This is a genomic window from Xenorhabdus szentirmaii DSM 16338, from assembly GCF_002632585.1.
GTDB lineage: Bacteria > Pseudomonadota > Gammaproteobacteria > Enterobacterales > Enterobacteriaceae > Xenorhabdus > Xenorhabdus szentirmaii.
The window spans coordinates 203,109-225,544 of record NZ_NIBV01000003.1; the positions used below are offsets into that span (position 1 = coordinate 203,109).

7 protein-coding genes are annotated in these 22,436 nt (G+C 51.6%); all 7 read right to left on the bottom strand.

Annotated features, from left to right (window positions below; genetic code table 11):
- Positions 1–3: 3 nt before the first annotated feature.
- Positions 4–11,319 carry a hemagglutinin repeat-containing protein gene (locus tag Xsze_RS19720; RefSeq protein WP_099139168.1) on the bottom strand — a complete coding sequence of 3,772 codons (11,316 nt, stop codon included), beginning with the start codon at positions 11,317–11,319 and terminating at the stop codon, positions 4–6.
- On the bottom strand, positions 11,316–11,858 hold the full coding sequence (locus Xsze_RS19725; RefSeq protein ID WP_038242414.1) for a toxin-activating lysine-acyltransferase: 543 nt from the start codon (positions 11,856–11,858) through the stop codon (positions 11,316–11,318). Before Xsze_RS19725 ends, Xsze_RS19720 begins: the two co-directional genes overlap by 4 nt.
- 11 nt (positions 11,859–11,869) lie before the next feature.
- Positions 11,870–13,567 (bottom strand): ShlB/FhaC/HecB family hemolysin secretion/activation protein, encoded by a 1,698-nt coding sequence (locus Xsze_RS19730; protein ID WP_099139169.1) that lies wholly within the window; start codon positions 13,565–13,567, stop codon positions 11,870–11,872.
- A 531-nt stretch (positions 13,568–14,098) separates the two neighbouring features.
- Complete coding sequence (locus Xsze_RS19735) at positions 14,099–15,016, bottom strand: integrase domain-containing protein (protein WP_038241246.1); 918 nt, start codon at positions 15,014–15,016, stop codon at positions 14,099–14,101.
- A gap of 284 nt (positions 15,017–15,300) precedes the next feature.
- On the bottom strand, positions 15,301–15,447 hold the full coding sequence (locus Xsze_RS22280; RefSeq protein ID WP_156935907.1) for a hypothetical protein: 147 nt from the start codon (positions 15,445–15,447) through the stop codon (positions 15,301–15,303).
- A 575-nt stretch (positions 15,448–16,022) separates the two neighbouring features.
- Positions 16,023–17,579, bottom strand: a complete 1,557-nt coding sequence (locus Xsze_RS22955) for a hypothetical protein (protein ID WP_244431863.1) — start codon at positions 17,577–17,579, stop codon at positions 16,023–16,025.
- A 105-nt stretch (positions 17,580–17,684) separates the two neighbouring features.
- Positions 17,685–22,406 carry a S8 family serine peptidase gene (locus Xsze_RS19740; protein WP_244431862.1) on the bottom strand — a complete coding sequence of 1,574 codons (4,722 nt, stop codon included), beginning with the start codon at positions 22,404–22,406 and terminating at the stop codon, positions 17,685–17,687.
- Positions 22,407–22,436: the final 30 nt, after the last annotated feature.

Consider the following 22,436-nt stretch of genomic DNA (forward strand, 5'->3'; position numbering starts at 1 on the left):
TCCTTATTTTATAGGCTTCAAGGTTGTTGGTTTCGACATTTTATCTGGGAATGCAGTAACAACTTTGCCATTTGCAGGCTCATAAATTACCCTCATGCGAACACCATCACGAACTTCCCAAGCAACCCATCTGGCGGGTTTTCCTGCCTTAGTATAAAGCCCGCCAGTTCCTGATTGCGCATACCACTGAGTCTTCGGCGAAGTCGCAATATCACCTATTTCATGGATAATTTTTTCTTTCGTCCAATTAGATGGGAAAGTCGTTTTTCCTGGATTTCCCGGGAATAAATGACCACCACTGGTAGGGCTATCACCATACAGTATATGTTTTTTCGCTTCTGGAGAGAGAATATCTGTATAATCTGTGCTTTTTCCAACACTTCCAACCGTGTCTTTGTAAGGCAGTGATTTTGCATCAAGTTTGCTTGTTGCATTCTCAACGTTTGTAACCTTGCCTTGTTCTTTCGGGCTAAATTTTCCTTCACCGGCACTCCATTGCGGCAACGGGCTTTCCGTTTTATTGGCTGTTCCCGAATTTTTAGTCAGGGCCAAAAAGGTCTTCGCTGCCACATACTGCATCAGCTTTCCTTCACTGGTCGGCACGCCGCTGCTCACAATTTCAGCCGCTTTCTCGGGTGTCATCTGTTCATTGGACATCACCACATCCAGTGGCACGCCAAAGAAGTTCCCCCACGCAACAAGCAAGCCCTTGACAGGATCTTGCCCTTCCGGGTGGGTGCCCCGAGCCTGTTTCGCCAGTGCTTCCGATAATTCATCCGGGGTTGCCCCTTCCTTGATCATCTGCACGGCGAGTGAACTTTGGGCCTGCCCATATTCCATCAGGCCTTTCGGGGCAGTTTCCGGGGTCAGGAAGTTATTCTCAACCGCATTTTTCGCAGCCTGCGCCCCATCAACACCCCCTGCCGTGGAATTTGTCACCAGTCCTGCCGCTATCCCACCTGCCAGTGTAGACAAGTTACTGACTTTTTCCTTCTCATCCGGGGACAATTCTTCTATGGCTTTGCCCGAATAAAGTACTCCGGCAATGGCAGAAGCCGCCAGTTCGCCCCCTGCGGCTCCCATGGCACCGGCGGTTGCTGAGCCGCCTTTCATCTCCGCGATGACCCCCCCTAAAATCGCGTGCGCCAGCAGGTGAGTGGCTTTTTCTTCCGGCGTGAGCTGGCTATATTCCGTTTTATAACCATACGTCAGCCCTTTGACGGCATTCGCCAAATAAGGGGCTGCACCGCTGGCAATGGCTGCCTTGATATCTCCGCCAGCCAGTCCCTGCAACGCCGTGACGACGGCCGTCACCGCCTGACGTCGCTCACCGCCGATGGCCGCGCCCTGATTTTCAAGCGCCTTATCATACGCGATGTCATAGGCTCGGGCAGCAACGGTTTTGGCATTAATTTCCTTGTTTTCATTTCTCAGTTGGGTTTCCGCATCCGCTTTCAGTGCCTGCTGCCGCTGCGGGTCTTTCATCGCGGCCGTGGCGGTTTTCGTCGCCGCAATCGCTTCCTGCGTATTGTAGATGTCCATCGCCTGATTGCCGATTTCTGCAATGGCCTGGGCTTGTGCCAGACGTTGGCGCTCTTTCTCCTTATCAAATATCGGTGTCAGGCTGTTCGCGGCGTTCTCAGTATCGCGGCTGAGGGTGGCTACATCCTGCTGCTGTTTATCCGCGTCACGGAGGATAAGCGTACCGTCGCTGACCGCCGCATGGGTCGTGGACGATTGGTTTTTATCCTTGTTAGTGCCGCCCAGCATATTGGAAGCCATATTGGTGGCCAGCTGCTGGCCAATCTGGCTGCCCATGGAGCCACTGGTGCTGAAACCAGCACTTTGATGCTCTGTTTTAAATTCCGCCTGGTTGTCGATGTCACTGAAGCCCAGCGTACCGGTCTCCAGTCGGTTTTTCTCTTTTTCTGCCGTGCTGGCAATCACCGCGCCGTCAAGCTGGGTATGTTCCCCCACCTTGATATCAAAGCCGCCCTTGCCGGCAAAAATGCCTGTCTGTTCGTTGACGGACTCGAACTGGCTGTGCAGTTTGTCGCGGCTGGCATTGACACTGGCTGAGCCGCTCATTGAGCCATAAGTAAAGCTGGCGCCCGCACTGACGTTTTCCTGTTTGGCATCGTAATTGTCCTTATCCTGCTCGCTCTGCAAATGCAGGTGACGACCGACATCCGCCGTGACCTTATCCCCGCTGACCTGCGCCCCCTTGAGCGTGGTGTCCTGACCGGCTTTCAGGCTGACCTGATTACCGGCATCAATCAGCGTTTCAGTATGGGTCACGCCGTCGCCGGTTTCATGCCCCTTGCCCTTGTTGACACTGGCGGAGAATTTAATGCCATAACCGCCCTGACCGACTGTCAGCCCGACGCCCACACTGCCGCCCTGGCTGCTGTTCTTGCCACGGGTTGTTTGGGTATTTTCCGCAGACTCCAACACGATATCCTGTTTCGCGTCCAGGGCAACATCCCGTCCCGCTTTCAGCCCGCTGCCCTGAATGTGGAGATGACCGCCGTTTTCTTCCGCCGGGTCACCGGTGGCGGTGATGCGGATGTCCCGCCCCGCATTCAGGTGACTGCCCTGCGAATCGGTGGTATCCACCCGGGTGTCGGATTTCGACGATTGGCTGCCGTAAGAGAGCTGAATGCCAATGGTATCATCCGGTTTTTTCGCCTCACCGCCTGCCTGGTTGATGGCATCGGCTTTAGCGGCATTCGCTTCACTGAGCTGGTAGGCCTGATAGCCCTGGACACCCGATAATGCCGCCTGAGTGCCTTTCAGGGCTTTCAGTCGGCTGTCCTGCGTGTCTTTCGCATCATTGGCCGTCTGCACTGCGGTATTCAGCGCACTCCCGACCGCCCCGGACAGCGCCAGCGTCAGGCCCGATTGTTTCTGTTCGGTTTTGCTCAGTTCGGTATGGGTGTTTTTCGCGGCACTTATCAGCACGTCTTTACCCTGAATATCCAGGTCTTTCCCGGCCACCACATCGCTGCCGTGCACGCTAGCCTGATGATTCGCACTCAAGGAAACACTGCCGTCACTGCTGCCGACGGTACTGCCTTTATACTGCACGGCATCACGGTCAGTGGATTGTTTCAGTGCCGAGCTGCCCACCGTAAACCCAATGCCGCCCGTGCCCATCAAACCCGATTTTTTCTCTTCCTGGTGATAAAACTCGTGGTTTTTCTCTCTCGCGGTGGTGATGTTCAGGTTATGGCCCGCGTTCAGCGTGACAGCCTGTGTACCGACCACATTGCTGCCGCCCACGGTAATGTCGTTTCCGGCCTCGACCTTAACGGCATCCCCACTCAGGGTACTGCTCCGGGCCTGTTGACGGTCATACTGGAACCGGGTCGTCGTGGTTTTTGACGACACCAGGCTATTACTGCCCTTGACCTTGTGGTATTCATCGTGGGTTTGCTGTTGTTCGCCTGCTGACACCGTCACATCACGACCCGCGCCAAGATGCAGATTATCGCCGGCGGTCACCTCTGCTGCACGGAGCTGAACATCACGCCCGGCCTGCATCTTAATTTGGCCAGCTCCCTGTACCACGGCGCCGACTTCATCAGCAGTGGTTTGGGTCACACGGTGATCACGCCCCGCCTCCGTGTGTTCATAACGGGTCGTTTTCGCGGTGCCGAATTGAATATCCCGTCCGGCGTCCAGTTGGATCTCACTGCGTTTCCCTTGCGTCACCAAGTGCGCCGCAGACAGGTGAATGTCGTTTCCGGCCTGAAGATGCAGTTTGCCATCGTCACCTTGCACATAAATGCCGGCCACATTATCCACATAGGTCGAACTGAAACGGCCGCTGCCGGCCTGATTTTCGCCCGAACGTGTGGTACTGGCAATATCGACATGATTCCCGGCCTGCATCGTCAGCGACTTATCGGCACGAAGGGCACCGCCCCGTTGCACCAGATCGGTTCGCGCCAACAAGGACAGGTTATCCCCCTGCATATGGCCGCTTTGATTGCGGATATTGTCAGCCAACAGGCTGAGATCCTGACCAACAATTTTCCCCTGATTCAGCAAATCACCGGACAATTGCAGATTAACCTGATTGCCGCTCAGCAAGGCACCGGTGCCATCCAGTGTCCCGCCTTGAGTACGGACATACACCTGCGGCACCCACACCGTTTGTTGACGGCCATCCGACAGGGTCACAGGGGTATTCACCAGCCACACCATGTCTTCGGTCAGGCGGGCCATTTGCTCCGCACTGAGCGCGATCCCGGGCACCAGGTTAAAGGTTTTCTGGGCACGCAATCCGGCATTCATCAACGCCTTGAACTGTTCTTCATCATTCCGGTAACCCGGCAGATACCGTCTGCCCGTCAGGTTCACGATTTGCTCACGCAGCAGGTGCTGTTCATAAAAGCCGTCGCCCAGGCGTTTATGCAACTGATTGTGATCGGTCTGCAATGCCTGTTGCATATAGTCCGTCCCCAGCCATTTTTTCAGTTGGGTAAACTGCGGATCGGTTTCCACCAAGACCTGATTGTCCGGTTCCGGTACCACAAACGGGTTGCCACGGTGTTCAGGCAATGGCACAACAGGGTTATCAGGCGCTGTCGGCCGATCCTGCGCCAACTCGCCAGAGATCTTTTCGGTTGTCGGTGACGGAGTTAACAACGTATTGTTCAACGGCAGGTTCACTTTAAACAGGCTGTTATCCGGCAGGCGATAATGCGGGGCTTCCGTCCGGATCACCACCGGTTTTTCGCCGACGGCGGTCGGCTCCGCACTCACGATGTCCAACCGTTGGGGTGCCCTTAAGACCGCGTCAGAAACCATTACCTCCTCATTGGCAAAACGCGCATTGACGGGAGAACCGGTGATAGCATCAAGGTGTGCCTGTTCGCCCTGATACGCTTCCGGGCGCTGACCCTTCAATTCAACCTTGCCTTGTTGCGCCTCAACGGTGCCCGGCGTCAGCGTGATGGCATGGATCTCAGGGTTGGGTTCATAACGTTCTGAACGCCAGCCCTGATTGTCCCGGCCTTTTTTCTGGATGCGCCAGAAATACTCAATCTGGCCTTTATCCGTCACATGCCGTTCACCCTGCACGTCAATATTGTCAATTTTTCCCCCGGTCACCGTCAGTCCGCCGCCGGCAACGACCTGACTTTTATCATTGGTCAGTACGGTCGTCTCTATGACCAGATCTTTACCGGCCAGCATTTTCGCCGGATCGGTTTCTTTTACCCGGGATTCTTCTATTGTCCGGGTGTACTGGTACACCTGAAAGTTATCCCGGCATGGCATATCATCGACACAGGCATGATCCACTTCATCATTATCGATGGTTATCTTGTGGTCTTTGACAGGATAACGTGTGCCCCCGACCTGATATTCCTTCACCGGCTCTTGTGAGATAAGCTGCATCTCTGTGCTGAAATGGTCATTCACGTTATTGATTTTTTCCATGCCCAGTCGCATGTTCCCGACGGCTTCAATGTTGGCGCTGTGGTTATTGAGTACCTGACCTTTCCCCGTGGCACGGTACTGACTGTCCAGTTGTCCCCCAATGGACACGTCTCCCTCACTGTAAATGAGGCTGTGCGTTGTGTTGTTAAGTTCATCGGCACCCATATCCAGTCGATGGCGCGCCGCGATCACGGCCGACTTTCCCTTTTCTGCCAGATTGTCAAGTTTGCGGGCATCCAGCGCAATATGGTCGCCATAAAGGCGGCCGGTGCCCTGATTGGTCAACTGTGCGGCTTTCAAATAGGTTTGGGCACCGTCTATCAGCCCACGGTTGTTCACCGTGTTCTGAACGGTCCATTGCTGATGTTGCCCCCATATTTTACCGGTGGCGTCATTGGTCAGATTGACCGCGTGCCCCAATAAAGTCGCCGCACTGATGGTATTGCGGTTCGTGATATCGCCCTGACTGGTGAGCGTCAGTTGACCATTGGCAATGAGTTCACCGGTATGGATAAAGTCTTTAAGCAGATTCAGAGTGATATCGCCGAGTGACCGAAGCTTACCGTCACCACTCAGGGCATCGGCCTCCACGACCAGACCCTGCCCTGCTTTGATATCCCCTTGCGTGTTTATGACGGCCAGCGCTTTTCCGCGTGCCTTCAGGATTTGATTGGCCTGCATCTGCCCCTGATGGTTATTCAGTACCGATTGCAGCGTTAAGTCCGCATTTTCGGTGGCAACCAGCTGTCCTTGTGTATTATTCAGGGTATTCCCGCGGAGAGTCAGCGTTCGCCCTTCCATGCCCTGATCGGGTTGTCGGGTATCTGCGTTATTGATGTGGTGCGCAGACAGGTCAATATTGCCCCCGCTGCGCAGCAAACCGGCGCGGTTATTAAACGTGATCTCGTCCGGGCTGGTCGGTGTGGCATTCACCGTCATCGTCAGGTGGTTGAGTGCCACTATCTGTCCCTGCTGATTCCAGACGTTATCGGCCTCAAGCTTAAGGTCAGCTTCACTCAGCAGTTTGCCGTTTTCCCGGTTATCCAGTTGATTAACCCCAACCTCTATCCCTGACTGACCGTGCAATACGCCCCTGCGGTTATCCAAATCGCCACTGCGCACCGTCAACCGACCCTGACTGTTTAATTTTCCCTCAACATTGGACAGTGTTTTCCCTTGCGTATCGATAAACATCGCCTGCTCGGATTCAATCCGGCCGGACCGGTTATCCAGCCCCTGACTGACCAGATTGAGGGTCGTCTGCGCCTTCATGATGCCCTGCCGGTTGTTCATCTGTGCCGTTTTGATGTGAAGTCTATCCGCCGACACCATAACCCCCTGCGCGTTATCCAGCATTTGGGTATTCAGGATCATCGCCTGTTTACTGGTGATCCCTTGTTGAAGGCCACTGTTTCGGTTAAGCACAGACTGCGCGTTCAACGTCAGTTGTCCGCCGCTTTGCAGCAAACCCTGATTGTTGTTCAGCGCTGCTACGGTCAGCACCGTATTTTTTCCGCCCAGGATCTGCCCCTGCTGGTTAGTCACAGTGTCCCCGGTCAGGGTCAGTTCGGCACCGCTGCCAATGTGACCGGACTGGTTACTGAGCCTGCCCACCGTCAGGTTCATGGCCCCCTGACTGAACACCCCGCCGGACAGGTGGGTGTTCCGGTTATCCAGGTGCTGTCCGTTTGTGTTGAGGGTCAATGCCTGCCCGCTTTGGAGCAGGCCGCCCTGGTTAAGGAGTTCACCGGTTTGCAGGGTCATGCGCCGCTCGGCGGCCACTTGCCCGGCAATATTGTTCAGTTGATGGTTCCCGGTGTTGACATCAACATCGCCGGCCTTTATCTGGCCTTTTTCATTGTTGATGGCGGCGGTTGTCAGGCGCAGGTTTTGCGCTCCCGTCACATGGCCGGCAGCATTATTGAGTTGCCCCGTGGTCAGCGTAATATCCCCGCCTGAGGAACTGATGTGGCCCTGTTGGTTATGGATGGACGAAGCCGATATTGTCACTGAGTCAGACGCCCGTAATTGCCCGGCTTCATTATTCACGTCATTTTTGACGTTTATCTGCAACCGGCCATCCTCAGCCGCGACAATGTTACCCTGCGCATGGCTGAGTTCTGCTTTGGTCAGAACGTCGTCTTTTCCGAGTTCAGTGTCCGTGAGGATATTATTTGCCAGATTATCGGCCCGGATATCGACGGTGCCATTGGCCGAGATTGTGCCACTGCGATTGTCCAACCCTTGCTGGATCGCCAGGGTGAGGGGATTTTTCCCACTCTGGATCATGTTTCCCAGACGATGGTCGAGTGACTGGATGTCCGCCGTTATTCTCTGCGCCGATACCCTCCCCCGGCTTAATTGATAACGACCGCCAGACAGTTCAAGCTCACCGTCAGAAATTAAACGACCTTCCTTCCCCTGAAAATCAGCCGTATCCACTGAAAATACCCCGGTGCCGGCATGTGCCAGTGTGCCTTTTTGGTTCGCTACCGTCTTGGCCTTGAGGATTAAATCCTGCCCGCTTGAGGCAATTGTCCCGCCGTTGTTTTCAATGCCCGCAGCGTGCTCCAACCGGAGCGAATGTTGCCCGGTCTGGGTCATGCGCCCTGCGTTATTCAATAACTGTTGGCTATTGAGTACTAACGTCTCTGCATTCAGCTCACCGCGCTGATTGTCAATCCATTCCGGTGCGGATAAAGTCATCGCCTTGTTGGCACTGAGGTAAGCATCCTGTAAATTCAGCCGGGTTGCGGAGGTCAGCGTCAGGTCATTACCTTCTGTCTGGCTGCCCCTGAGCGAGAGGTTTTTTGCCTCCACAGATAGCGTATCAGACGCCAAATGGTGACCATGCAGTGACGCGGTTTCACGGGCATTGACCGTCAGGTTGCCCGTTTGGGTCGGTTTTCCGTCACGGTCAACCCCGGCGGCCAGTATGCTGCCTGCCTGGCTGTGGAATGTATTGCTCTGGCTGCTGAAATGACGTCCGGTCAATATCTGGCCCTGGTGGGTAACCTGATCACGGGTTTTTAGGGTGGCATCCAAACCGGCCATGATTTTGCCCTGATGATGAAAATTCCTTTGGTTTTCGAGCGTCACATTGTCCGAGGCGGCGATGATGCCCTGATTGGACAGATGACCCTGGCTATTGAGCGTGAAGTTCCCCCGTTGTGTCAGTTTGCCTTCGCGGTCAACCCCGGCGGCCAGCTCCCCGTTTTCCTGATTGTCCAAAGACGCGCTCCGGATATCCAGATGTTGGCCAGCCTTGATCCGTCCGTGATTATCCAGATGATCGCGGGCATGGATGTTCATGTCCTGCCCGGTGGTCATCTCCCCTAGATTGGTCAGATTGCCTTGATTGTCGAGCTTCAGATTGTCTGCGGCCGTTATCAGGCCGCGGTTAGTGATATTGCCCTCACTGTTCAGGGTGAAGTCGCCTGTTTGCGTGGGTTTGCCGTCGTGGTCAATGCCGGCGGCCAATACGCCCGTTTCATGGTTAGCCAAGGTGGCACTCCGGATATCCAGATGTTGGCCAGCCTTGATCCGTCCTTGGTTATCCAGATGATCACGGGTACGGATGTTCATGTCCTGTCCGGCGGTCACCTCACCCTGATGGATGAAATTGCCCTGATTGTCGATATCCACGTTGTCCACGGCCACTATCCGGCCGTGGCTGGTCACATTGCCCTTACTGTGCAGGATGAAATCGCCTTGTGACGTCAGCTTACCGTCATAATCAACACCGGCGGCCAGTTCCCCATTTTTCTGATTACCCAAAGACGCACTTCGGATATCCAGATGGCTGCCAGACCTGATCCGACCTCCGTTATCCAGATGATCACGGGCACGGATTTTCATGTCCTGTCCGGCGATCATCTCGCCCTGATGGGTGAAATTGCCCTGATTGTCGATAAACACTTTGCCCACCGCCGTTATCCGGCCGTGGCTGGTCACATTGCCCTCACTGCGCAGGGTAAAATCGCCTTTTTGCGCCGGTTTACCGTCACGATCCCTGCCCGCGGCCAGTACCCCGTTTTTCTGATTGTCCAAGGAGGCGATCCGGATATCCAAGTCCCCGCCAGACCTGATCCGCCCCCCATTATCCAGATGGTCACGGGCACCAATTTTTAAGTCTTGTCCCGCAGTCATTTCACCCTGATTGGTAAGATTGCCTTGATTATCAATCTTCATCTTGTCCGCGGCGGTTATCAAACCGCGGTTAGTGATATGACCCTCACTGTGCAAAATGAAATCGCCTGTTGGCGCCGGTTTTCCGTTACGGTCAATGCCCGCGGCCAGTTCCCCCTTTTCCTGGTTGTCCAGGGAAGCGCTCCGGATATCCAACTGGCGGCCAGATCTGACCCGCCCGTGATTATCCAGATGGTCACGGGCACGAATTTTCAAGTCCTGTCCTGCGGTCATTTCGCCCTGATTGGTGAGGCTCCCCTGATTCTGAACACTGACATTGACTTGTCCACTGAGCATTCCGCTGTTACTGACTTTTCCGTTATTCTTTAGGCTCAAACTGCCTTGATGATCCTGCCCTGCCCGTATCTGCCCCTGATTATCAATATCCATATTGTCTACGGCCGTAATCCGGCCGCGGTTGGCGACATTGCCCCCACTGTGCAAAGTTAGATTGCCTGTTGGCGCCAGTTTACCGTCACGATCAATACCCGCGGCCAATACCCCATTTTCCTGATTGCCTAAGGAGGCACTGCGGATATCCAGATGGCGACCAGACCTGACCTGCCCCTGATTGTCCAGATGGTCACGGGCACGAATTTTCATATCTTGCCCTGCCGTCATCTCACCCTGATTAATGAGATTGCCTTGATTCTGAAGATCCACATCGGCTGACGCCGTGATCGTGCCACGGTTACTGAGCTGCCCGTTATTATTGAGCGTCAGGTTGCCCGCCTGCGCCCCCAGTTGCCCCGCGTTACGAACCCCCACGCCCTGTTCGGTGCCGACCAGTTTAATTTTATTGGCATACATGCCGCCAATGGCTGCCACATCCAGACTGAATGCCGGTTTATTTTGATTATCTCCCTCATGGACCTGAACAACATTGCCCTGCGCATCGACGTGATTACGCCCGGTCGTGACCGTCAAATCCCGGGCATGTAATTTGGCGTTGATGTTCACTGCCCGGGCAATCAACCGGGTGTAATCGCTCTGGGTATCGTTCAGCCCCTTGCCGTCAACGGTCAGGATACCGTTTCCCACTTCAAACCCTTTCAGGCGGCCATTTTCCAGAATAGTCTGGCCTGCTGCCAGAGTGGTCTGGCGGGCATTGATAAAGCCGCAACCGTGACAGGTAATCCCCGCCGGGTTGGCAATAATCACATCGGCCCGCTTGCCCGCCACTTCAATAAACCCATTCAATTGACTTGGGTCCCGGCTGTTCACCTCATTTAAGATGATTTGGGCTTCTCCCTGTGCCAGCCACGGGTTCCCTGTAATCAACCCGCCCAGTTCCGTTTGCGTGTTCACCCCACTGTTGTTGAGGATGGCACCACGCTGCTCCACATCAAACTGGCTGTACTGGTTACGGGACACGCCATCACTGTTGGGTGTCTGAATATTGACTTGTGCGACCCCATTGGCCGCCGAAATAACGGTGGGTTGCTGCGTCCCCGGTGCATGATTGTCGGCAACAATGCGCGCCTGTACGGCGGGGCTGACCAGCCCCAGTGCCAGCGAAATACCCAAGACTAACGGCGTCAGGGAAACACGGGCGATCAACGATGTCGATCCCGACATTCCACCGCGTGTTTGCCCTGCCGTATGGCTACGGGCGATATCCGCAACCACCATCAGCATCTGACGGGCCTTATTAAAAACCACTCGGTAAAAATGTCTGTTCATCGTGAAATGTCTCTTGCGGGAAAGTCATGTGTAAGGGGATGGTCATGCCACCAATGGGCCGCCTGTTGACGACTGACACTCTGCCCCCTGAACTGGATAACGCGTGCGCTGCCGCGTTCACTGCCTTTGTGATACAGGGCGCGGTAACAGTGATAAGGAAAAATGTCGCGCCGAAGTAAGTTCGCCATGTCACGGCTATGGCCGAACGGCGTCATCCACTCTAAAAACCAGAGCCGATTGCCGCCGTGTAAGTGTTGATAAAGACGGGCGTTATCCTCTTGTGTCAGATAACGATGTTCGTTTTCCGCATCGAAAAACGCATAACTCAGGTAAAAAACCGGCTGCCCGTTATGGGTGACCAAAACGTACTGTCCGGCTTTCATCACGGGCAATAACAGCGTGGACAAGGCCATCAAAGGGGCGTTCTGGTGCAGGGGTGACTGCATCCAAAGCCAGGTCGCGGCACCCAGCATTTCCGTTTCATTGACGTTTCCCCCCAACATATGGGGGGCATACACTTCATAATCACCGATTAACATGGTACTGCCCCTCAGTACTGCCAGTTTACGCTGAAACCCACATAAGCCCGGTCGGTTTTAAACCCGTCGGGTTTGGAAAACGGTGTGCCCACGGACACGTCATACGCCAGATTGGCCGGGCGAATATGGCCTTTAACCCCTATCACGCCGCCGGCCAATGTCCGGCCGATAATCCAGTCGGCCCCTTGGCCGCCAACCCGGCCATAATCGGCCCCCACATACAGTTGCTGTGCCGGCAGCGGGGTTTTCCAAGACAGGGTATTGCGCAGCGTCCAGCCCTCACTGGCACTTAATGTGCGTTCACCATCAAATCCCCGCACGGTCCAGCGGTTCCCGATGCTGAACTGGTCTTGCGGGGTTAATGGTGTATTGCTCCACTGCTTCAGGTAGTCGATACGGTGTTCGAACGGTGCTTTTGCCAGTGTAAAGGGGGTCGTCAGTGACGCAGAAAGCTGGATAATTTCTGCTTTTGCCGTGGCATAGTCCGGAGAGGATGGATCACGACGTTCTTCATAAGCTGGCAAGGCCCCGAACCAACGAGTCCCTTTTTGGTAACGCCCCCCGGCATCCAGTACTGCCGAATTCAGATAATGGCGATGGTTTAACCCCAGACTCCAGCTACTGGTACGGCGTTTTTGGCTTTCGATTTCAGTCTGTTTGATATAGTTGCGGGTTTGCCGGACATTCACCCCGTAAGTCAATGTCGTTTTCGCACTGGCATTGCGATGCAGAACCCGGCTTAACTGGGCATTCAGGCTCTGACTGCGCCCACGGTATTTCACTTCTTCATTTGGCTGAGGGACAGTTTGCGCATACGTGTATTGACTGCCTGTCACCGCCAATTGCCAGTAGCCGAACGGCACAGAATAGTGCGCCGTGTAGTTGGTCGAATCCTTGCGATGGGAAAAAGCCAAATCCCGGGTCATCGACACATACAGCAAATCACTCAGCGACATTGGATTATCCAGCGCCCACATCAGTCCGCCCTGAGTCCTTCCCGTGGGTTGGCTGCCGCTGTTATCAACCCACGCCCCGACATGCCAGAAACGGGACTGGTGGCGTTTAATCACAATGTCGCTTTCACCGGGCTGCGCCCCCGGCACCAGTTCCATCGAGGCCTGCACATTCGGCAGCCTCTGCAAATTTTCCAATCCCTGCTCAATATCACGTAAATCCAGCAAGCGTCCTTCACGGGCCGGCATGGCCGTGTAGAGCGTGGCGTAGGTGTCGGCATCATCGGCATAACGAAGGTGTCGTACCTGACCGGGTACGATGTGAAACCTGAGTTCGCCCTGACTCAGATCCTGCTCAGGAGCCACTATCCGGGTAGTCACCCAACCGTGGGCAATCAGCCGGTTTTGCATGTTGCCCATTAACAAGCTAATACCTTGCGTCCCCAGACACTGCCCGTTGGCCTGATTGGCCAAACGTTGTAACGGCACCCAGTGGGGCAACGCATCCCGGCCAGACAATGCCACTTTATGGATAACAAAACACGGTGTTTCCTTCGGAAACGCCAACCGGGAAACTGATGCGGGGCTTTCCTCAAGGCGAACAGTGGGTGCCCTGGCTTCCAGACTTTGTTCCAACGCCTGCTGTTGTTGTTTTTGATGGATAAACGGCTGTTCGTCAGCCAGTACAGACGGAATGATAAAAAAGCCATATGCAATGCAGGCGACTACTCTTGTTTTGTGTCTATTAATTGCCATAGCTGAACCAAAAGTTATTTAGCACTATTAAACAATCGAGAGGAAAATTTGAGAGGGAGAATTATGATTTAATCTGAATATTTTTCAAACAAATAAAATCAATTAAAATTACATAAATGAATTTAGTTTATTTATATATTATTAATTTTTGATATTTAGTTTATATTCAATTAATTAAAATAATAATACATCAGATATCACCCTTTAATTTCATATCCATAAATCATAAAAAGTGTGAATTCGTTGGAAAATACAATGTAAATTATGCAAAATTGAGACAATTCCTAATATTGGGATAATGCTTAATATATCTAAAAGACGATATTTATCTCTCCCGTAAAAAATGGCTGAATTCGCTACCATAAAAACGGCTTTGAGAAAAAACTTTTTATTTAAAAAACAGGTTTCATATATATACGCAATAAACTTGAAGATGCATGATAGGATACAATTCATATTATTGATTTTAAACTGTTAATTTAAAAATCAACCCAGTATCTTGAAGTTAGATGAGTATACCAATACAATTCATTATTCGCTCTCAATATTCGGGTAATACACCTGACGGATATAGCGCCCCCGCCCATCACCATGCCCTAAATCCATTGACACCAGTGCCAGCGCCTCCCGTTCACTGAAACCCTGTGCTTTATAATGTGCCTCAGATTGTTGCGCAAAATGATAGCGCATGCTGTGTGGCGCCAGCTGACCCACCAATCCGGCATTTCTGACCACATAGCGGTAACGATCTATCGCCTGATGGATGGTGGGCTTATCAATCAATCTGCCGCTATGCTCTGCCTGTCCGCGTTCCGCATAGGCAATAGCCTGTTGCAGGGCTTCCCTATCCAGTATGACCGTCTGCCTCGGCCGCCCACCTTTGGTGCCAAACACCACTCGCACAGAGGTATGACCGTTCTCCAGCGCTTTTTTCCAGGTGGCTAAGGATTTATAAGCTTCCACCGCTTCTTTGGTACGCAACCCCAGCACATAGGCCAATTGCATCACGGCAGCCACACCCCGGTCTTTTTGCTCGACCTGCTGAAAAATCTCGCTGAATACTGTCGGTGTCAGCGCAACCTTCGTACCCTTGCGGCTCGTATCGGCAATACCGAGTGCCCGGTTGCACAGACGCGGATGATCCGGTGCCGCCAGCTTGTGCTTTCCGGCCTGCGCCAAGATAGCCCGTAGCACGGCCATTTCATTTTGCAGAGTCCGGGAACTGATACGGTCAGCCTTTCGCTGGGCAATATAATGTTCAATATATTTTGTTTTGAGGCTGTCCATCTGCCGGAGTTTAATGCCTTTGTCTTTCAAAAAATGAAGAAACTGCCGGGCGATCCGCTCACGCTCCGCCACCGTCGCAAAACTCCCGCCCGCTTGCCGGGCATGGGTAATAAATTCTTTTCTGAACCGTTCAATTTTCGAACGTGCCGATTTCTGCGCCATCCTCGCATCTCCTGCTGCTTTATTTATTTTTTAAACAAATCCCTGCGTGTCGGTTCAGGTTCACCGTTCCTTGGTGCGTCAGACAATGTGTAGCAGGGCGAGGCTGTGTTGAGTTATTGCAGGAGCTCGCGGCGTGCTCAGCACGGCGATGAAGTGCTCCCCGTTCAGTGCCTGATTCAATCAGGATGAACGCCTCATTATCTTGACGTGTGTCTTATCTCCTTTTTTACAGCATCAGCCTGTTGCAAGGCAGTGGGTTGAAAACCAGACCGGACAATCGTTCATCAATCAAACAAGCTGTCAGTCAATGACTTATTTCGAGTGGTGTCACTGAGTAATTCGGGGTTCAAATGGGTCGTAAAGGCAGGCCGGACGTGCTCTGGACGTTGGCCGCTTAGCGGCGTCACTTGGTAATCGCTGCGCTTAAACACAAGTGACACCGCACAACAATGGACGCTGAAATCATTAGCGCACGTAGATCCTGTTGCACAATTGCCGTACAGGATTCTGGACGTTTATCGTCAGTATTTAAAACGCAGGTGAATGTCTTTCAGAACGAGGCAAAGCATGAGCTGCCCGTATTGCGTGATAAGCCGGTTGTGGATCATACCGGATAGCTTTCATCGTCGGACGGCGGGTTATTGTCTGACGATATCTGCTTCCAAAAGTGCGCAGATGTACCACGTTGTGTGCTCTCCCTTGCAGGCTACAGGAGATTTATTTCGCCACTTAATGCTGATCCTTACAGGCGATGGATCTCTGAAAATTGTTACGACCTAGAATTGTATCGGATATGGCTTGTTAGGAGTAACTGCTGACTTAATACATTCACATAAATTATAAATTTTCTGAATTCTCGCGCTATAACAATAGTGTCCACCTAAGTTTAGGTGGACACTATACTAAAAACTTCGTCCGTCTAAAAACAGACGTCTCCTATAGGATGATTACCTTCAAGAAACTCAATTTACCTATATATGAAGATTTTCAATAACAATCAAAAATTTCATTGAGGGGCACGCCAGTTAACTGCTAACACAGATTGTAACTGTTGTTTTTCAATATCGCCAAACGTTGTGCTTGCAGACGTTGGTGGTGCAAATGCAGCCATGGCCTGGACAAGATTTTCGACACTACGATCCATCAACCGATAGCCATCACCAGCCGTAATGCTACTTGGTCGTTCAGGAGAAGTGGCATACCAATTATGCAGTGTCACTTCCTGTTTACTGCCAATGACCGAAATCTGCAAATCTTGTCCTTCATGCTGGAACCACAGATGAGCCGGGGCAATATCCTTTCCAAACACCAAGTTCCCCGTTCTTCCGCTAAATCGCAAGTCGTTATCCCCATGCCCGACTTCTACCGTCGACATCGTACCACTGGTCATTATATGGTTATTCCCATCCCCGACTTTCACTTTCGCCATACTACCGCTGGTTTCGATATGGTTATTACCATTCCCCACTGCTACTTTCGACATCGAACCGCTGGCCACGATATGGTTCTTACCATTCCCGACTTCGACCGTCGACATATCACTACTAGACTCAATTTTGTTATCGCCATGCCCGGCTATCAGTTTATTAATATTGCCAGTTATGATGCTGTTACCATCACCTAGCGTGATATTGGCACCCCACCCTGTCACGTTGATTTTATTATCACCATGTCCGACTGCGAGTTCACCGACATTGCCAGTTATGATGCTGTTACCATCACCCAGCGTGATATTGGCGTCCCGTCCTGTCGCATTGATCTTATTATCACCATGTCCGACGGTGAGTTTCTCAACATTGCCGACAATGTCATTATTACCATTACCCAGCGTAATATCTGACATCGATTCTGCCACATTGACTGTATTGTCACCGTTACCCGCAACCATTGTGACACCGACTGCCTTCACATTAATAGTCTTGCTCTCATCCCCTAACGTAATTTCGCCAAAGGTCTTTTTGACCGTGATGAAATTAGGGTCATCAGGATCAGTGGAGATGAGCTCTCGTTCAGGAATAGTAACCGGTTCCCACTTAACAGGAGGAATCGTGATGGGTTCCCACTCAATAGGAGGAATAGTTATCGGTTTCCACTCAGGAATAGTGACCGGGGTGAATCCGTCCGGAGAAGCCACTATCGGTTTATCGGACTCTTGAGTCACCACAGGTCCAACTGTTGGCACCAAATCTGGCATATATTCAGCAAAGAGGAAGTCGTTTGCATCAACCTGCGAAATATCCAGAGTATCGAGATACAGCAGCTTCACGTTTGAATCAATGCCGTTGGCTCCATTAAAGGTAACGTCAACACCATGAATTTGTGACAAGCCGTTGATCGTGCCACGATTACTTTTAGTGATAGCAAGTTGGCTGAAATCAGTGACTCCGGTTTGACGCAAATCAATTTTATCAATGCCATGACGGAATCCACGTAATGCATTCCTATAGTCCTTAGCTCCCGGTTGAGCAGCCACGACAAAAACGTCTGATGTTGCACTGTCATGACTGTAAATCGTCCCACTCAATTTAAATACCATTTGTCCCTGAGCATCGGTAGTCATCATGACGCCCTGAGCTCCTCCATTGAGGATAACGGTTCCCAAACCTTCTTGTGGTGTATCTGCTGTAGTGTCACTGTTTATGTAAGCCGTTGGAGCTATAAAAGTGTCCTAGAACTTAAAGTTCTCTGCACCGATCCCTGTAACAATTTGGTTTTTCAGGACAATATTCTGCCCATTACCAAGATCGATTTTAACATCTTCTCCCTGCTGCACCAGCTGTAGATCAGCAAACGTTTTTCCGCGAAACCCAACCAGATCGATGATTTCACCACGAGCGGCTTCGAAGTTGGTGATGATGTCGCTACCTGCTTCACGACGATGAACCACGAAGAAATCCTTGCCCGTGCCACCTGTTAACGTGTTGTTTCCACGCCCACCATCAAGCAATGCATCTGAATTACCTGCAACCAACGTATCGTTGCCATCACCGGTAATGATATTCTGAATGTTCGACGGATTTTGTATCGTTAACGCTGCACCGCCGATGCTGGCAACACCCGTCAGCAAGTTGACTGAAGTATCTCCAGAAACGGCCGCTGCATTGAGGGTATTACGGCCACCCGCCACGCCATTGACCGCATCATCCAGCACCGCACGATTGGCTTGGGCAACTACCGACTGAATATATTCGTCAGTGTAAAAGTAAGTGTCATCTGGAGTACTCTTGCTGCCGTATAAACGCAACGACCAGGCATTTAATGTAACTGGCAGGCCGGAATTCGCATCGGTCACCTGTAGAGTCCAGTTACCAGACGAGCGTTCACCAAAATCATGGGTCGACATAAAACTGTACCTGAACGTCCCTGACTGACTGCTACCCAAATCGCTATCACTCGCGCCCGGCATGCCATCCGGAACCTTACCCTGACGATTGAGCAGTACGCTCTGAGTGCCATCGGGAGAAATCAGTTTGAGTGTCAGATCACCAAGACGGCCTACCTGAGCATCAAAATCGATCTCGACATGCTCAACATTCAGACCTGCATTCATGGCAATGGAAGATGTCAACGTCTCGCCTGCAGCCAAGGTTTTCCCAAGAGCGCCGCTGGATGCACTATAGACGTACTCGTTGGCAGAGGTGCTTTGGGTCATCCAAGACTCCGCCAGACGAACAGCGGCTCGGGCATCGACCTGACCAAAACCATAATCGTTACTGGCGTGCATACCGCCGCCATTCCAGTTATGACTGTGATTATCATTCCATTCAGTAGAAGGATCATTGACCTTGCGAGCGGATAGCGCAAGGATCTGCTGTACATCCCGATAGCCAAGATTTGGGTTGGCCTCAAGCATTAGCGCAGCAATACCGGAGACTATCGGTGCAGCAAAACTGGTGCCTTGCATACTGGTGTAATCATTGCCGAAAGTTGAGCCACGTTCGGTTTTCAGCATATGGCTGGTAGACACAACGTTGCTGCCCGGCGCCGAAACCAACAGGCTGGCTCCCGGGTTGGAGAACGGCGAAGATCCAATCTGCAACGTCGACAAATCACCCTGTGCGTTAATTGCTCCGACTTCTACCGAGAAGCGGTTGTTACTGGTCAAAGATCCTTGAGCATTACCACCTTCCGCGCGGCTATTGCCGCCCGCAGCCACTATGACCGTACCCAATCCGCCACGACCATTGCCCGCCGCGTACTGTGCATTCATGCTCAGCGACAAGGCAGTATTGACGGAGCCATCCTGGAAATTGCTGAGTGCGAAATCGTTGGAAAACCCCCAGCTATTGTTGGCAATATCAAAACTAACCATATGCCCCAGGCCCGCAAGGTCGGCACCGCTATTAGCCAGATAATAACCGCCCAAGGTCGCGTCATAGGCAACTCCTACACCACCTGTATCATTTTTCGCCGCGACCATCACACCCGCTACCATTGTCGCATGGTTGGAGACCACATCTGGCAATGTTCCATTAGTTTGTTGAGTCTTCAGCCAGGTTTTGTCAACATTCGCGGCAAGATCAGGGTGATTAATATCAAAGATTTCGGGTGCCGTGGCAAACTTACCACCAGGTTCGAACTGTCCGATGCGCACACCCTTGCCGGTGTAGTCATTCCAGACTGGCAAAATGTTGGCATCACTCAGATACCATTGCTGAGCCGCCAATGGATCAAGCGGGACTTCCGGGGTTAATAATGTCGCAGTGGCACGCATCGGCGCAGTCTCTCCGCTACTGAGATCGACTACTGATGCCGCAGGATTCCCTTCAGCATCGATGACACCGTATTTAAAGCTGATAAGGCCGGTGTAACGCGGATCTGGTGTAAACAAGACATCGCCCTGATTTGTGAGGCTGACCGTACCGCCTATCGCATCCCCAACATTGGCAATGCGCAAAGCCCCCTGACTATTGAGGTGTTGATCGTTGGCCAGCAAGCTTTCTGCAGAAATCAGATGAGGCTGAGTACGATCGAAAACCTTGCCATCCTTATCATGGGTAAGTACATCCTCAACAGGCATTGCATTCGGTATTTCTAAATCAACCGCCGAAATATCCGCGAAATTGAGTTTTTGGATATTTTTCAGCGTCACCGTGCCGTCACGCCCGGCGACCTTGTCGGCTACGACATATCCGTCGTCAGTACGGGTAATTTGATAATCACCGTGATTACCGTGCAGGCTGACGATATTGACACCGCCATCGCCATCAATTGTGGCATTGCCGTGACCCACTTCAATAACGTCGTCACCCACACCTCCGAAAATTTTATCATCCCCACCACCAGCGTGGATGATGCTACCGTCTTTGGATGCGTAAATTGTGTCCCCCTGAGGGCCTGCATAGATAACTGACTTACCAGTACCACCAATGATGGTATTGTGTCCACGACCACCCACCAGAACGTCATTACCCATTCCACCTACTAGAGTCGAATTACCGGAACCACCTTTGATAAAGACACCATTTGCACCGCCACTTATAATGGTATCATTGCCATTCCCGCCTTGAGCAATGGTTAAACCAGCCTGAGCCATATCCAGTGCCACACCTTCGTCACCTACGATAATCGCGGTATCGAGCCCACCATTGCCGTGAATGTTTCTTATATCGTCAGAAGCGCTGATAACAAAAACATCATCACCCTCACCGCCAACATAGGTATTGCTCCCTGCGCCTCCGACCAGCCAGCTGCCGGTTTTTGCCGCAATCAACGTATCATTGCCGCTGCCACCATACAGATTGCTTACGCCCAGTTTCTCCGCATCCAAGGTTTCATCTGTTTCACTCTGGCTGGCGTAAGCCGTGGTTGTGATATCGTTGAAAATTGAAGTAACCCGAGTACCTGCTTCCTCGATATTCAAAATATTACTTACGGGATTTCCGAGAAAATCAACAGCCAGCATTTCACGGATTTCACCATTGATGGTGAAAGATCCACTGGCAACAACCTTATTCCCATCACGTACTTCAGTTTTATCTGATGCTCGGACGCTAATCTGAGTAATTCCCAGCTCCTCCAGTGTCTTAAGTTCACCTGCATCAACCTTTGCATCGTGGGTAGCGTCAACCCAAACCCGTAACTGGCTCCAGATCGGGTCATTCTTATCAATTACCCCATCCTTATTTGCATCTTCGCTGGCCAGAGCCCCAAAACCATCCTTGAATTTTTTCTCACCCGCAACGCCATCTATTCCAGCCTTACCACCGTAGTACTCTGAGAACATCCGGCTGACGTCTTTTATCTGGCCGCTACCATCATCAATCACCAGTATTCCGGTATTGCTCCCTGCCCAACCACTGCGCTTAAGCGTACCACTGTTGTCCATGTCGAACAGCACACCATCACGGATGTCGGTCATATGCACACCATTACCACTCAAATCCAATAACAGTGGATCAACATAAGTATTAAATGTCGTCATGGCTGATAAATTGTTCACAGATACAACGTTCATCATAGCCAAATCTATTTTTCTGAGAGATTCCGCTGCGTCGTATGTCGGTTTAAAGAATTCTGACAAGTAATCGTTGGGTCGAACATTGGGATCGAGCTGCATTTCACCGGGACGAATGCCACCGGTGGCAAGGCTGGCCATCTGGGTTGAAGCAAAGTCGGTTTTATCAAGAATGCCCGAAGAAGTGAAGATTTTATGGGTTGATGAATTGTGGATATAACCATTGCTCACATCCTGCTGAGCTTTGTTCTCTCCTGTAATCTGTTTCTCTGGTTGTGGGGAAGAATTGATATCGATATTGATCAAGCTCTTTGGCGGATTAGGAAGCGGATCTCCTTTATTCCCTGTATTAATTGGCGGTAGATATATACTATGTCTTTTTTCATAATGATCGCCATTGCGAACCATATCGTCACGAATGATTGGGGCCTTATGATATTCAAGCGTCTCTCTTAACTTAAAACGATTGTGATTGGGTAATAGATTTCCTTCATCAAGGACTGTAACACCTACAACGGCCTGTTTCCAGTCATTATACCCAATAGAATGTAATGAGTGATACACAAAATCTACGCAGCTATTGTAGTTCATTGCATAGTTATCAGAATTAAATCCAGCTGACTTTGGATTATCTGAGAAGTCGTTTAACGCCTTGTACTGTTTCTCTGTCAACGCAATGGTGACTTCATAAGAGGTCTGTTGATAAGCAGCGTCATCATAAGGAGTGACTTTCCCTGCCCCAAACGGTACCCCCTCCTTTGACTCGAAACCGACACTTCTTTCATTTCCGTTACCATCATTTATCACATACCACATATGACCAGCGGCTGATTTGTGCATGTCTCCCGCTTTATTCTTACCCTTATCTTCCTGATAAATATATTTAGCCCCCATGGGGGCAACTTTATACGTTACAGTATATTTATTTTCCATACTTATTATTTCCTCTAGTCGTTATTTCTC